We start from the raw sequence: 13,866 nt of genomic DNA, 5'->3' as shown, positions 1-13,866 counted from the left end.
GGTGATAACGGCGGGGCTGGCGAAGGCGCTTTGTACCTCTACGGGGCGTACGACCCCCAGCAGCAGCAAGACGGCCGCGCCGGCAAGCGCGACAACGTCCGCGCGTAACTTGCCATGGATAAGCACGCCAACCACACCGACAAGCACCGCGAGCGCAATAATCTGGTCTACGGTCATACCTATGGCAGACCCTGCCATGCCCGTCTCGTCAACCTCAATTCGCTGCACTTCGGTATCTTTGTGTTAGGTTGGGTCCATGCGCCAGCCCAATGCCTCGAAACCGTCAATGACCGATGTGTCCGCCGCACATCGCACCTCACGCCGCGCGAGAGGTTTCAGTCTCAGGCCGTCGCCACTGGTGTGTCTGGCCGCGGGCGCTTTGGTCCTGTCCGGTTGTGACAGGGCTGCGCCAGAGCCGCCAGCCACCCCCGAGGCAGTAACCCCTACGATTATTGTGACCACCCCCTTGCTGGACCGCGCCGCGCTACTGGTTGAAATCGATCAGGCCGCTTCGAACTTTGCATCGGGGACAGGGCAGGCGAACACCTCCTTGGCTGGCCGCCGATTTAAGGTGCGCCAACCGATGGGCTGCGGTGAGCCGATCGCGCAAGGAGCGGCCGTGCCCCCCAGCGTTGCGTCGCTGACGACTATGGATAGGTCTGGCGACCTTCGTCTCTCGCTCGGAGCCGTGGATTGGACGGACAATATGATCGGCGGTTCTGGCTCGGGAAGCTGGGAAGCCGCTGAAGGCTTTTGGCTTGTCTGGCCGTGGATGCGTGGCGAAACTTGTCCACGACACCCGATAATGCCGACAAAACAGGAGGTGTCAGTCGACGTCACCGGCAGCACCAACACCGATCCTGAGAGTCCCATGGTGGAGTCTGTCCCGGTCGTTACGCTGTCGCCACAAACTGCAGCGCTGATGTCGGTCTTCGAAGAGGGCAGCTCGCGTCTGAGCCGTCGTATGGGACGCGCTTATGAATTTGTCCTGAGAGGCCAAAGCGGGGCACCGGCAGTGGCGGACCCCGATGGCTATCGCGTCGTGTTCGAGGGGCGGATGGCAGCCTTCGACGACGGGCAGTCGATCCGCTGCCAGGCTGCTGTCATTGATCAAAGACCGATATGCGCCGCGGCGGTCCACCTTGAGCGTGTTGCGTTCGAAACGTCCAAGGGACAGCTGTTGGCCGAATGGAGATAGCGGCATGGTGGACCTATACAGTCCGTGAATAGTCTCTATGTGCTGTCAGTGTAACGCTAAAGGTGCTCCACACATAAGGATGTAAGCCTTGGGTGGAGAAGGCGATTTTGTTAAGCCGGTATCTTTTAAGCGACTCTGAAAACGACCTTTGCGAAATAGCTCTGCGGCACCGCCATGTCCGCTAAGTGTCCTTGGTCTTTGTCAATTAGTTGTCTTGAGAGCGAGGCCGCATAATCATGGAAGAGGCTGATGGGTAAAGCCCTTGACGCTGCTCATGGTTCTGGCGTCACGACCGATTTCGATTTCGCTTTCTACATAGGCAATCAGCAGGCGCGATAAATCCACAAGAGCACTTTCGTGGATACGTTCGTAGCCATGGCTGGCATCGATGCCAAAGGCGAGTAGGGCAGTGCGGATGTCGGCACCGGATTCCAGCGCCGAAGCTGAATCCGACCGATAGAACCGGAATACATCTTTTTGATGCGGGATCGCATTGTCGCGGGCCAATTGGGTCAGCTTGCGCGACAGGTGCCAGTCAAATGGACCGGTCTGATCGGCCATGGCGATAGTGACGCCGAACTCTGACGAGTTCTGGCCGGGGGCGGTGGTGCCATTATCGACGGTAATCATCGACGCCACATCCGGAACAAGAACCGACGAGGCCCCGAGACCGACCTCTTCGGCGATGGTGAACAGCCACCATGTATCGACTGTGGGTGTGCGTTCCTCGCGGACCAGACATTCGAGGGTGGCCAAAAGAACGGCAACCCCGGCTTTGTCGTCGAGATGGCGCGAGACTATAAAGCCGGTATCGATGAATTCAGGCTGTGGATCGATGGCGATAATGTCACCGACATCTACGCCCAGTTTCAATGTTCCGAAACGGTCGTGTGTCACAGCATCAATACGCAACTCGACATCCTGCCAACTGACGGGCTGGCTATCGACCTCGGTATTGTAAGTGTGGCCCGAGGCCTTTAGCGGCAAGATTGTGCCGCGCCATGCACCGCCCTCGGAAAAGATTGTACAGCGGGCCCCTTCGGCAAAGCGCGATGACCAATGGCCGATGGGCACAACTTCCAACCGTCCGTTGTCCTTGATCTGTTTAACCTGCGCGCCCAGTGTGTCGATATGGGCGACGATGGCACGGGCCGGTGTAACCTCACGGCCGGGCAAGCGCACCCGTACGGCACCGCGTCGGGTCATTTCATATTTCAGCCCCAGACGAGTTAACTCGCTACACAGCATCCAGACGGCTTCGTCGGTAAAACCGGTCGGGCTGGGGGTGTTCAGAAAATCGGCAAGGCGAGCTTTAAGGTAGACAAGGTCGATAACGGGATCGGGCACAAGACGTCTCTTTCTGGGCGTTTCGGTAGGAATGGCTCAGGCGGGGATGGCTCTAGGTGTTGCTGCGAGCGGAATCGGCCGCAGACGAGGGGAACAACAGGTCTATAAAACGCTCTGCTGTCGGTTGTGGTTCGTGGTTGGCCAGTCCGGGGCGTTCATTGGCTTCGATGAAAGCATAGTCGGGCTGGTCGGGTGATTTGACCATCAGGTCGATGCCGGTGACGGGAATGTCGATGGCACGGGCAGCCGTAATGGCCGCCTCAACCAAGGCCGGATGCACAATGTCTGTGACATCATGGATCGTACCGCCCAGATGAAGATTAGCCGCCTTGCGTACGATAATGACTGTATCGGGCGGTGCCACATCATCCAGTGCAAAACCCGACAGGGCGAGAGTGCGTTCGGTTTCTGCGTCGATTGGGATGCGGGATTCACCGCCCGTTGCGGCACTGCGGCGACGGCTTTGGGCTTCGATCAGGCTGCGGATCGTGGTCTGCCCGTCGCCAATGACACGCGGTGGGCGACGCACGGCGGCAGCAACCAGTTGGTAGTCGATAATGACAAGACGCAGGTCTTCGCCCTCAACCTGCTCTTCGATCAGTACATCACTACAGATGCGTCGCGCTGCAGAGAGTGCCGTCTGGACTTCGCTCATAGTCTTCAAGCCGACAGCCACGCCTTGACCTTGTTCGCCACGGGCGGGTTTGACCACCACCTGACCATAGGTCTTGAGGGCGGCCTCTATTTCCGAGGGACTGTCAGGGCAAACGAGAGCCGGTATTCGCACGCCCGTGGCATTGACTATGCGGCGCGTCATGCGCTTGTCGTCGCAAATGCTGAGCGCCACGGCCGAGGTCAGTTCGGTCAGGCTTTCGCGGCAGCGCACGGTACGCCCCCCCCATGTCAAGCGGAACAGGCCGCCCTCGGCATCAAGGATGTCGGTCGCAATCCCGCGACGCCGGGCTTCGTCCACAATGATGCGGGCATAGGGGTTGAGGTGTTCGTCATCGGGGCCACCGACAAACAATGGCTCGTTAATGGGGTTCTTGCGTTTTACTCCAAAGAACGAGACGCGGTGGAAGCCCAGTTTTTCATACAGGGCAATGGCCTGAACATTGTCGTGCATCACCGACAAATCCATATAGGCCAGACCCTGTGTCCTGAAATGTTCGGCCAATCGGCGCACCAGCGCTTCGCCTATGCCGGGTTGGCTGGCCTGAGGAGCAACAGCCAGACACCACAAAGACGAACCGCCTTCGCAGTCATTGAAGGCTCGGACATGGTTGATGCCCGTCACTGTTCCGATGATTTCGCCGCTTACACTGTCCTCGGCCACGAAATAGGTCAGACCACGGTGATCGCGGTGCGCCCACAAGAAACCAGGCGGTGTCTGCACCATCCGGCGCGAGGCATAGATGCGGTTTATCGCTTCGGCATCTTGCTCGGATGACAGGCGGCGTACGTTAAAGCTGCGCGGTTGGCGGCGGCTGGAACGGTAGACGGCCAGATCGAGTCTGTAGGTGTGTGAGGGGTCCAGGAAGATTTCCTGCGGGGCCTGCGCCAGCAATACATGCGGGTTACGCACATAGAAGGCTATGTCGCGCCGGTCGGGGGCTTCGGCTCGCAGAGCGTCAATCAGCGGGGCGGCAGTTTCAAAGGTCTGGGCAAACAGCAGGCGTCCCCAACCGCAATCCACCACAGCCTCGGACTGGATGCTGGAGCGATCCTGAGCGTGAACCCGTGGTTTCAGGCTCTCATGGCGCAAGCGTTTCAGCCGGTGGGCCTGCGAACGCGGCGAACGTGTATCAGAGGCCATGCGATTGCATCCACATTTCCAGCACTGCCACCTGCCACAGTTCCGAGCCGCGCAAGGGCGTCAGGCGATTGGTCGGATCGGCAAACAGACCATCCAGATAGGTCTTGTTGAACAGACCCCGATCACGGGCTGCCTGATTGGTCAGAGTCTCGCGAACCATTTCCAGATAGGGGCCTTGAATATATTTCAGTGCAGGGACGGGGAAGTAGCCCTTCTTTCTGTCGATAACCTCGGAGGGGATGACCAGCCGCGCCGCTTCCTTTAGGATCCCCTTGCCGCCTTGCGACAACTTATGCTCGGGCGGAATGCGACCGGCCAGTTCGACCAGATCGTGATCGAGGAAGGGTACGCGGGCCTCAAGGCCCCACGCCATCGTCATATTATCCACGCGCTTGACCGGATCGTCGGCCAGCATGATTTGGCTATCCAAACGCAAGGCCTTGTCGACCGCAGTGGTGGCACCGGGCTGAGCGAAGTGGGCTTCGACAAGGGCGCGGCTCACATCGACATCGGACATGTACGCCCCGTTGAGCTGGGTTTTCAGTGTCTCGTGGCTGCGATCGAAAAAGGCTTGCGCATAGGTGTCGACCGGATCGCTGGTGTTCTGCAACGGCGGATACCAGTGGTAACCTGCAAAGATCTCGTCAGCACCCTGACCGGACTGGACGACTTTAACGTGTTTGGAAACTTCCTGACTCAGCAGGAAAAAACCGACATTGTCATATGAGACCATCGGTTCGGACATGGCCGCAATAGTGGGCGGCAGAGCCTCCATCAGACGTGTGTGCGGCACAAATATCTGATGGTGGTTGGTGCCGTAGTGGTTGGCAATCAGGTCCGAATAGACAAACTCGTCGCCCTGTTCACCGTTGGCCGCTTCAAAACCCACCGAGAAGGTCATCAGGTCTTTCTGGCCCATTTCAGCCAGCAGACCGACGATCAGACTGGAATCCACACCGCCAGACAATAATACGCCAACAGGGACATCGGCGACCATCCGGCGTTTGACCGCTTCGCGCAGTGCTTCCAGAACCTGATCGCGCCAGTCATTGGCCGTTAGGCGCGCATCCTCGGCATGGCGCGTCATGTCCGCTGTCCAGTAGACGCGATCACGGAAGGTGCCGTCTGCCTCATAAATCCGTAAGGTTGCGGGAGGGAACTTCTTGACCCCCTGCAACAAGGTATGCGGTGGCGGTACGACCGCGTGGAAGGTCATGTAATGGTGCAGACCCACAGGATCGATGCTGGTGTCCACATCGCCCGCCGCCAACAATGCAGGCAATGTCGAAGCAAAGCGCAGTCGCTTGCCTTTCTGAGCCAGATATAGCGGCTTGATACCAAAGCGGTCGCGCGCGATCACGGTCCGACCGGTGTCTCGCTCGTGAAGGACAAAGGCGAACATGCCCTTGAAGCGCTCGACGCAGGATTGGCCCCACGCCTTCCATGCCTTGATGATGACTTCGGTGTCGCCGTCAGAAAAGAAGCGATAGCCGAGGTCTTGAAGCTCTTTGCGCAACTGCGGATAATTATAGATGCACCCGTTGAATACGAGCGTAATCCCCAACTCGGGATCGACCATCGGCTGCTGGGCTTTTTCAGACAGGTCAATGATCTTAAGGCGGCGATGGCCTAGTGCGACCGGCCCGCGCACAATAACCCCGGAACCATCAGGTCCGCGCGGGGCCAGTGCCCGCGTCATGCGCTCTACAGCGTGTGCATCTGCCGGTTGTCCGTCATGGTTTATCTCGCCGCTCAAGCCGCACATAAGCAGTCCTTGTTTTATTGGTGGAGACTATCTAAATCGTTAGTACACTAATGAGTTCCGCAACCATGGTTCCTATCGTCGCACCAAAACATGTTGTTCATGCCGAGCGACCCGCCGACGCGACGGCCAGTTTGGTGCGTTCGATGCGTCGCATTGCCCAGTCTATCGATGTCCGCTCGCGTGAAATTGCACGTCAGTCGGGGCTAACCTTGCCGCAGCTTATTGTGTTGCAATCGATCCATTCCCTCGGCGAGGTCACGACCCAGGCGATTTCGCGCGATGCCGCCATGTCGGCCCCGACGGTGGTTGGAGTGCTTGACAAACTTGAAGCCAAGGGCATGGTTGAACGCTATCGCTCGACACGTGACCGGCGGGTGGTACATAGCCGACTGACGGATCTGGGACGCACCGCTTTGTACAATTCCCCCGACTTGCTCAGCAGTAATTTCATTACGGCATTCAGCAATCTAACCAGCACGCGTCGCGTAGAGTTGGCGCACGCGCTGGATGCCCTTGCCGAACTGATGGTGCCTCCTGCTGCCGGTGCGGCATAGGCGCAAGGGGGCTGTCAGTCTAACGCCAAAGTTTTGCAGCTTTGACGCCTGCAAGCAGCTGACCAGTCACCATCTTTCGACGGCGTGGGATGCAACACCCATGCGGCGATCTACAGCACCTTCAACATCCAGCGCCATCTGATCGGCAGACCCACGCTTCGTCGCTTTTGTGTCGAAACGGATATAGCTTGGACGGTCGCTGCCGTCTGATAGCGTGTAGGGTAGAGGGCTGTTTGACTGTACTCAGTTAGCCTGACAGCACCGCTGTGACGGCCCTTTCGTTTAAGGCATGGCTATGATGGGCAGGCGGACAGAGAAGCAACTGCCCTTGCCGGCACCTTCGCTCGTTACCTCAATAGTACCGTCGTGCATTTCGACCAATTTTTTGACCAGTGCCAAGCCGATGCCCAAGCCTTCGCGCGCACGATCATCAGGTCCGTTCTCTTGAGCAAAAAGGTCGAAAATCCGCTCTCGGATTGTCTCTGGAATGCCAACGCCATTGTCTTGAACAGAGATACACACATGATCATCGTCGATTTTGGATGATAGAGCGACTTTGCCGTTAGTGGGCGTGTACTTTGCAGCGTTGGTCAACAGATTGCTTGCGATCTGGGACAGGCGAGTAAAATCCCCCGCCAACCAAACCGGATCATCTGGCATATCAACGGTTAAGGTGTGTTTGCCCGCTTCGATCTTGGGGGTAGCGATGAAGACAGCAGAGTGGATGACACTCTCAAGGCTAACTCGCTCTTGTTTGATCGAGATCTTGCCTTGGTCAATGCGCGCCACATCCAGAAGGTCCTCGACCAATCGCGCCAGGTGTTGGGATTGAACCTGCATAAGCTTCATGATCGAGCTTTGGCGTTCACTGTCATCTGTTCGGGTGAGCAGACGAAACCCTGAATTTAGGGCCATGATGGGATTGCGTAGTTCGTGGCCCAGAATTGCCAAGAATTCGTTCTTTCGCTCGTCGGCTACTTTCAAAGCCTGCGAGTAGGTTTTCAGTTCTTCGTACTGGGACAAAACCTTTCGCTTGCTACGGTAAAGCTCGATAAAGACGCGGGCCTTGCTACGCAGGATATCGGCCTCGATAGGTTTTTGGATAAAGTCCACCGCTCCGGCTTCATAACCCCTGAAGCGTCGCTGGATATCCGCGCTTCCTGCAGTGAGGAAAATAAGGGGGATGTCTCGCGCATTGGAGCTACCGCGCATGAACTCGGCAAGCTGGAAGCCGTCCATGTTTGGCATTTGCACGTCCAAAAGAGCCAATGCGAAGTCGTGGACCAGCAGCAGTTCAAGGGCCTCGTCTCCCGAACGAGCCTTGAGACAGGTCACTCCCTCATTGGCCAGCAGCGCCTCCAAAGCGATGAGGTTCTCTTCAAGGTCATCGACCAGAAGGATGTTAATCGGCTGATCGGCGGTGCTCATAATGCTTCTATCGCTCTCAACTGGTCGACAATGCCGTGCAGGCTTTCCACCCGGGCATTGGGGCAAAACTTGAGGCCTGCCTCGGGCATGGCTCGGGCATAGGCGGTGGCAGGGTCTTCAATGATGACGTGGCCGCCAGCGGCGGAGATGGCTTTCAAACCGCGCGCCCCGTCATCATTGGCACCTGTCATCAGGATGGCCATCAGGCCCTCGCCATAGGTATCGGCGGCGGTTTCGAATAGGATGTCGATGGACGGGCGTGAGAAGTTCACAGCCTCGTCGGACGACAGTGCAAGGTCGCCATTGACCTCAACCAGCAGATGGTAGTCTGAAGGGGCGAAATAGACGACGCCGGGCGCGGCGGCTTCCTTGTCCTCGGCCTCTTTGACGATCACCTTGCACTTGCTGGCGAACAGCGGGGCCAGAACATTGCTACGGTCGGCCGGAATATGAATGACGGCCAGAACCGGGACCGGGAAGTCAGCTGGAAGCTGTGGCAGGACTTCGAGCAGGGCCTGAACACCGCCCGCCGAGGTCCCGATGACAACGGCTTTTATACCTTTCATCCGTCGTGCCTCCGGTAGATTTTCTCTGGAAGTACGAAATCTCTGAAGGCATCCACATGGCGTGAAAAGCGCAAGGTTTCTTTCGACCCGATGCCAAGGAAGCCGTTACGGCCAAGTGAGTCTTTGAACAGGCCCACAGCACGGTCTTGAAGGGCACGATCGAAATAGATCATGACATTGCGGCACGAGATGAGCTGCATCTCGCCAAACACCGCGTCGGACACAAGGCTGTGGTCTGAAAAGACGACATTGGCCCGAAGGCTGCTGTCAAAAACGGCCCGTCCGTAATCGGCTGTGTAATAGTCCGATAGGGACGACCGGCCGCCGGATTTTTGGTGGTTCTCGGTGAATTTGCGGATGCGATCCAGCGGATAGATGCCCGCCTTAGCTGCTGCCAGAGCGTGAGGATTGATGTCAGTCGCGTAGATGATGGTGCGATCCAGCAGGCCTTCTTCCTTGAACAGGATGGCCATCGAATAGACCTCCTCACCCGTACTGGATCCTGCGATCCAGACCTTGAGCGACGGATAGGTCTTGAGATGCGGCAAAACCTGTTCACGCAAAGCGCGGAAATATGACGGGTCGCGGAACATTTCGCTGACCTGAACCGTCAAGAAGCCTAGCATCTGGCCCATCATGTCTGGGTCATGCAGTAGACGTTCCTGCAGGGCCGTGATGGTGGGTACGCCGAAATGAAGACGCGCCTGCAGCAGCCGCCGCTTGATCGAAGCGCGGGCATAATGCCGAAAATCATAGTGGTAACGCAGGAACACCGCCTCCAGCAAAAGCTGGATTTCGATGTCTTCTACTGTGGGTTGTGGGGTGGGGCTCAACGCGGCATCCACACGCGAATAAGCGAGAGCAGTTTGTCCACGTCCAACGGCTTGGACATGTAGTCATTGGCTCCCGCAGCCATGCACCGCTCCTGATCATCCGGCATGGCCTTGGCGGTCAGCATAAGCACCGGCAGGGTCTTGAAGCGGTTATCCTTGCGGATTTCCTGCGTGGCTGTGAGGCCATCCATCACCGGCATCATGACGTCCATCAGGACAAGATCGATACGCTTGGACGGATCTCCCGCCGCAGTATTGAGCGCGTCCAATGCCTCCTTGCCGTTTCGGGCAATCTCGATCTTGGCCCCGCGGGGTTCGAGCACATTGGTCAGGGAATAGACATTTCGCACGTCATCCTCGACGATCAGGATGCGGCGTTCTTCTAAGACCGCATCACGGTTGCGGGCCTGACGGATCATCTTCTGTTGTTCGGGCGGCAGTTCCGATACGACTTGGTGCAGGAAGAGGGAGACCTCGTCCAGCAGGCGTTCGGGGGACTTGGCACCCTTGATGATGATCGAGCTTGAATAGCGACGCAGTTGTTGTTCGTAATCTGGTGACAGGTCCTGACCGGTATAAACAATCACTGGTGGGAAGGCATAAGCCCCCTCGCGGCTCAGCGTTTCCAAAAGAGAGAATCCAGATGCGTCAGGCAGCGTTAGGTCCAGGACCATGCAGTCGAAAGTCTGGGTCTTGAGCTGTTCTAGACATTCAGCAGCCGTACCAACGCCCACCGTTTCCACATCACCTGATGCCAGCAGGCGACCTACGGCATCGCGCTGTACAAGATCGTCCTCGACGATCAGAACGCGACGGACCGAGCGGGTCAGTTTTTCTTCCAGCGTCTTGAGCACATTGACCAGATCTTCGCGCTTCACCGGCTTGACCAGATAACCGATGGCCCCCAGCGACAGTGCTGTTTGGCTGTGGTCTTCGCCGGAGACGACGTGGATCGGGATGTGACGGGTATTGTTATCGCGTTTAAGCACATCAAGCACAGTCAGGCCTGACTGGTCCGGCAGGCCGACGTCCAGCACCACGGCGCTTGGCTGATAGCGTTTGGCCAGGCGCACAGCTTCGTCAGCTGTGCCAGCGACCAGAACTTGGAAACCTAGTTCGCGCGACAGGTCCCGCACGATGGCGGCGAACCGTGCATCGTCCTCAACCACCAGAAGGACGCGGCGCGTGGATGTCAGATGCTCACGATCATCATCGATGGAGCGCGAAGCCGGTCGAACCGGCTCTTGCGACAGGTCGAGGCTTGCAGGGGCGGGGAGTGGAGCAGGCGATTTGGCAGGGGCGAGCGGGGTCTCGCGTGACGCGACCTGTTCGGCATCATACAAACGCGGAATGATGAGGGTGAAGATGCTGCCCTTGCCCGGCGTGCTTTCCAGAGTGATCCTCCCCCCAAGCAGGCGCGCCAGTTCACGCGAAATCGACAGGCCGAGGCCCGTGCCACCGTATTTACGGCTGATGGTGCCATCAGCCTGACGGAAGGCATCGAACACGGCTGCCTGTTGTTCAGGCGAAATGCCGATACCCGTATCAGAGACTGCGAAGGCGATTTCATCGGTGCCGACGCTTTCGACCGTCAGCTTGACCTCGCCCGCCTCAGTGAATTTGAAGGCATTCGACAGCAGGTTTTTGATGATTTGTTCGAGGCGTTGGCGATCCGTTTCCAGTTCGCTGCCGGCGGAGGCGGTATCGATCTGGAAGGTCAGGCCGCGCTCGTCGGCCACTGGCTGGAACAGCTGTCTCATATCGCCGCTAAGTCGTTGGACCGAGACGGCTTCGGGGCGGGCCTGAATGTGACCGGCCTCGATCTTGGACAGGTCCAGAATGTCGTTGATCAGGTTCAGCAGATCATTGCCCGACGACTGGATGGTGTTGGCGAAAGTGACTTGTTGTTCTGTCAGATTTTCGTCCGTGTTTTCCGCCAACAGCTTGGACAGGATCAGCAGCGAGTTCAGCGGCGTACGCAACTCGTGCGACATGTTGGCAAGGAAGTCGGACTTATACTGGCTGGCCTGTTCAAGCTCGCGGGCCCTGAGGGTCAGCTCGGCACCATTGCGCTCCAAATCGTCGCGCTGGGTTTCCAGCATCTGGGCCTGTTCTTCGAGCTGGCTGTTGGTCTGTTCCAGTTCGGCCTGCTGTTGTTCGAGGCGAACCTGAGATTCTTTCAGAGCGCGCCCTTGTTCCTCAAGCTCTTCGTTGGAGACGCGCAGTTCCTCGCTCTGGACCTGAAGCTCTTCGGCCTGGCGCTGGGTTTCTTCCAGCATATCTTGCAGGCGAATTCGGTAACGGGCCGAGCGCAGGGCGGCACCGATAGCCGATGAGGATTCATCCAGCAGGGCACGTACACGTTCATCTATGTTCTGCAGGAAGCCCAGTTCCAACACCACATTGACCGAGCCATCGGCCTTGGCCGGCGCGATAATGAGGTTGCGCGGATTATCGCGCCCTAACGCCGAACCGATGGTCAGATAGCCTTCGGGCACGTCGTTGATAACCAAGGGTGTGCCGTCGCTGGCCACCTGACCCAACAGGCCTTCGCGATGGCTGAACTGTAACGGCACAGCGGCATCGGCAGGAACACCGGTCATGGCCAGACGGCGGAATATGTTGTCCTCGCCCTTGAACAGGGCACCGGCATGGGCACCAGTATATTTGGCTAGATAGGACAGGATGTTGTTGGACAACTGGTCCATCGTCTGGTCGCCCAGCATGGCCGTGGCCAGCCCGACCTGACCCTGATGAAGCCATTCCTTTCGGGCTCGTTCGCGAACACTGCGACGGATCAGCAGGAAGACAACAACTGTTAGAAATGCGCCGAACAGGCCCGAAAATACGCCGCTGATGATGGCTGTACGCGCAGCGGCTTCCATCTGCTGGATGCGGACTTCGCGGACCTGCTGTTCTTCCAGCTGCATGTCGCTGACGATGGCCCGGATCGCATCCATCTCGCTCTTGCCGCGGTTCGAGTTCAGTAACTCTACGGCCCCTGAAACGCCTCGCTGACGTTGAGCTTGCAGCGCATTATTGAGCTCTGCCATGCGGATCGAAACATGTGTACGGGCCTGATTGAGGTGAGCCGTTTGAGTTGGGTTGTCCTTGGTGAGATCAGCGAGTTCGGAAAGCCGTTCCTCAACCCCTTGGGCCGCCCGTTCATAAGGCATTAGATAGGAAGGATTGCCGGTCAGCAGATAGCCGCGCTGGCCTGTCTCTGCGTCCAGCATGGTCGTCATCAGCCCATCAATGCCGACAATGACCCTGTGGGTGTGCATGATTTGCTGGTTGTTGGTCCTGAGGACCTGAATGTTCATATAGGCGATGAGGCTGGTGGTGCAAAAGAACGCCAGCACAATCGCTAGTCCGAGTGCTGCCCACGATTCGGTACGTGAAGAGGAGGGCGGGCGAATTTTTTCGAACATTAGTAATAGCTCCCCCCAGAGCAGTACGGCGCGGGCCCAGTCAGGCGTTGCCAATAAACTTCTTGAATCTCGCTTTATGCGTACGCAGTTCGTGTCACCCACACAAGCCGAACCGCAACGCTTCGCACTAGGATCAGTTCCGGCAAATATTTGAACATAAAGAGATGATGCTAGCCGAGCGTGCGTTTGACATCGCAAGACTTGGAGAGGTCAAGCGCTTGGATTCGCGCTTGCCTCTTTCATCGTCGTTTAAAGTCGGACGTCTGCCGTTCCGCCACTATCAGGCGTATGTCCGGTGATGTTTGCCTTGACGATTTCAAACGCGAATTTCAGGAAACCACCTTGGTTTACCCAAATGCGCCCTTCGGCACCGTCGAAGCGCAGAAGGGTCAAATGCTGATCGTCTTTTCCGTCGGGGTACCACGCCGACAAAACCGGATTCCAATATCGGTCGATAATTGCCTGGTTTCGGGGCGCAGCAGACAGGCGGCCCATGATACATGCCCAGACGTTCTGGTCTTTTGAGCCGTATGTGAACTGTGCGGATTGGCCAAGTGCGACGTCTCTCGCCAAATCAGTATCGTTGCGTGTGAAGAACCAGATAGTGCCTATTTCCTCATCGCGAAATGCGGTCATCGGTTGAGCATGGTAGCCGGGGCGATCAAGTCCCAACATCCCTGTATTGCTAGATTTTAAAGCCTTCCAAAAGGCTTCCTGCGCTTCAGTAGAGGTCAGAGTATCGGCCATCAAAGTTCTCCGTTAAAAAACCCGCCCAAGGCCAATTCAACGATACAAAAAGTTGGAAGTTCCGACTTAAATCATAGCTTTATTTTTTTGAGTTTTTTGATTTTATACGTTCGGTTCATTTCAAAAAACGAACAAATCTCCGATTATTTCTAAGGCAAAGCTCATAAACCCCGTGTTTTTA

10 protein-coding genes and 1 pseudogene are annotated in these 13,866 nt (G+C 57.3%); 2 read left to right on the top strand and 9 right to left on the bottom strand.

Annotation, left to right across the window (positions count from 1 at the left end):
* Positions 1 to 228: pseudogene (locus RSB01_RS10805) on the bottom strand (hypothetical protein); the annotation flags it as partial.
* A 226-nt stretch (positions 229 to 454) separates the two neighbouring features.
* Between RSB01_RS10805 and RSB01_RS10800 the strand changes: the two are divergent.
* The gene (locus RSB01_RS10800) at positions 455 to 1,198 is read left to right on the top strand and encodes a hypothetical protein (RefSeq protein WP_332619962.1); all 744 of its coding nucleotides are present in this window, start codon (positions 455 to 457) and stop codon (positions 1,196 to 1,198) included.
* 234 nt (positions 1,199 to 1,432) lie between these two features.
* Here the strand turns inward: RSB01_RS10800 and RSB01_RS10795 are convergent, their stop codons facing one another.
* From RSB01_RS10795 to RSB01_RS10785, 3 genes are read right to left on the bottom strand one after another with little or no spacing between them, the layout of a single operon-like run.
* Positions 1,433 to 2,545 carry an osmoprotectant NAGGN system M42 family peptidase gene (locus RSB01_RS10795; protein ID WP_332591459.1) on the bottom strand — a complete coding sequence of 371 codons (1,113 nt, stop codon included), beginning with the start codon at positions 2,543 to 2,545 and terminating at the stop codon, positions 1,433 to 1,435.
* A gap of 52 nt (positions 2,546 to 2,597) precedes the next feature.
* Positions 2,598 to 4,361 carry an N-acetylglutaminylglutamine synthetase gene (ngg, locus tag RSB01_RS10790; protein WP_332591460.1) on the bottom strand — a complete coding sequence of 588 codons (1,764 nt, stop codon included), beginning with the start codon at positions 4,359 to 4,361 and terminating at the stop codon, positions 2,598 to 2,600.
* Positions 4,351 to 6,126, bottom strand: a complete 1,776-nt coding sequence (locus tag RSB01_RS10785; protein WP_332619961.1) for an N-acetylglutaminylglutamine amidotransferase — start codon at positions 6,124 to 6,126, stop codon at positions 4,351 to 4,353. Before RSB01_RS10785 ends, ngg begins: the two co-directional genes overlap by 11 nt.
* A gap of 65 nt (positions 6,127 to 6,191) precedes the next feature.
* On the opposite strand from RSB01_RS10785, the gene RSB01_RS10780 reads away from it, so the two are divergent.
* Positions 6,192 to 6,680 (top strand): MarR family transcriptional regulator, encoded by a 489-nt coding sequence (locus RSB01_RS10780; RefSeq protein WP_332591462.1) that lies wholly within the window; start codon positions 6,192 to 6,194, stop codon positions 6,678 to 6,680.
* Between the two features lie 282 nt (positions 6,681 to 6,962).
* On the opposite strand, the gene RSB01_RS10775 is transcribed toward RSB01_RS10780, so the two are convergent.
* From RSB01_RS10775 to RSB01_RS10755, 5 genes are all read right to left on the bottom strand, one after another.
* Positions 6,963 to 8,108 carry a hybrid sensor histidine kinase/response regulator gene (locus RSB01_RS10775; protein WP_332625446.1) on the bottom strand — a complete coding sequence of 382 codons (1,146 nt, stop codon included), beginning with the start codon at positions 8,106 to 8,108 and terminating at the stop codon, positions 6,963 to 6,965.
* On the bottom strand, positions 8,105 to 8,674 hold the full coding sequence (locus RSB01_RS10770) for a chemotaxis protein CheB (RefSeq protein ID WP_332620611.1): 570 nt from the start codon (positions 8,672 to 8,674) through the stop codon (positions 8,105 to 8,107). The genes RSB01_RS10775 and RSB01_RS10770 overlap by 4 nt, the downstream gene beginning before the upstream one ends.
* Positions 8,671 to 9,507, bottom strand: coding sequence for a protein-glutamate O-methyltransferase CheR (locus RSB01_RS10765; RefSeq protein ID WP_332620610.1), 837 nt, complete (start codon positions 9,505 to 9,507; stop codon positions 8,671 to 8,673). The genes RSB01_RS10770 and RSB01_RS10765 overlap by 4 nt, the downstream gene beginning before the upstream one ends.
* Positions 9,504 to 12,938, bottom strand: coding sequence for a response regulator (locus RSB01_RS10760; protein ID WP_332625444.1), 3,435 nt, complete (start codon positions 12,936 to 12,938; stop codon positions 9,504 to 9,506). Before RSB01_RS10760 ends, RSB01_RS10765 begins: the two co-directional genes overlap by 4 nt.
* A 249-nt stretch (positions 12,939 to 13,187) precedes the next feature.
* Positions 13,188 to 13,685 carry a pyridoxamine 5'-phosphate oxidase family protein gene (locus tag RSB01_RS10755; RefSeq protein ID WP_332619628.1) on the bottom strand — a complete coding sequence of 166 codons (498 nt, stop codon included), beginning with the start codon at positions 13,683 to 13,685 and terminating at the stop codon, positions 13,188 to 13,190.
* Between the last annotated feature and the right edge of the window lie 181 nt (positions 13,686 to 13,866).

It is taken from the genome of Brevundimonas sp. (assembly GCF_036659295.1).
In the GTDB taxonomy this organism is placed as follows: Bacteria; Pseudomonadota; Alphaproteobacteria; order Caulobacterales; family Caulobacteraceae; genus Brevundimonas.
The sequence above is the reverse complement of the archived record's forward strand: the minus strand, read 5'-3'. Positions and strand labels throughout refer to the sequence as shown.

Coding starts and splice junctions, on each gene's coding strand:
- RSB01_RS10785 (WP_332619961.1), bottom strand. CDS start 6,126: ATGTGCGGCTTGAGCGGCGAGATAAACCATGACGGACAACCGGCAGAT.
- ngg (WP_332591460.1), bottom strand. CDS start 4,361: ATGGCCTCTGATACACGTTCGCCGCGTTCGCAGGCCCACCGGCTGAAA.
- RSB01_RS10775 (WP_332625446.1), bottom strand. CDS start 8,108: ATGAGCACCGCCGATCAGCCGATTAACATCCTTCTGGTCGATGACCTT.
- RSB01_RS10780 (WP_332591462.1), top strand. CDS start 6,192: ATGGTTCCTATCGTCGCACCAAAACATGTTGTTCATGCCGAGCGACCC.
- RSB01_RS10770 (WP_332620611.1), bottom strand. CDS start 8,674: ATGAAAGGTATAAAAGCCGTTGTCATCGGGACCTCGGCGGGCGGTGTT.
- RSB01_RS10755 (WP_332619628.1), bottom strand. CDS start 13,685: ATGGCCGATACTCTGACCTCTACTGAAGCGCAGGAAGCCTTTTGGAAG.
- RSB01_RS10760 (WP_332625444.1), bottom strand. CDS start 12,938: ATGTTCGAAAAAATTCGCCCGCCCTCCTCTTCACGTACCGAATCGTGG.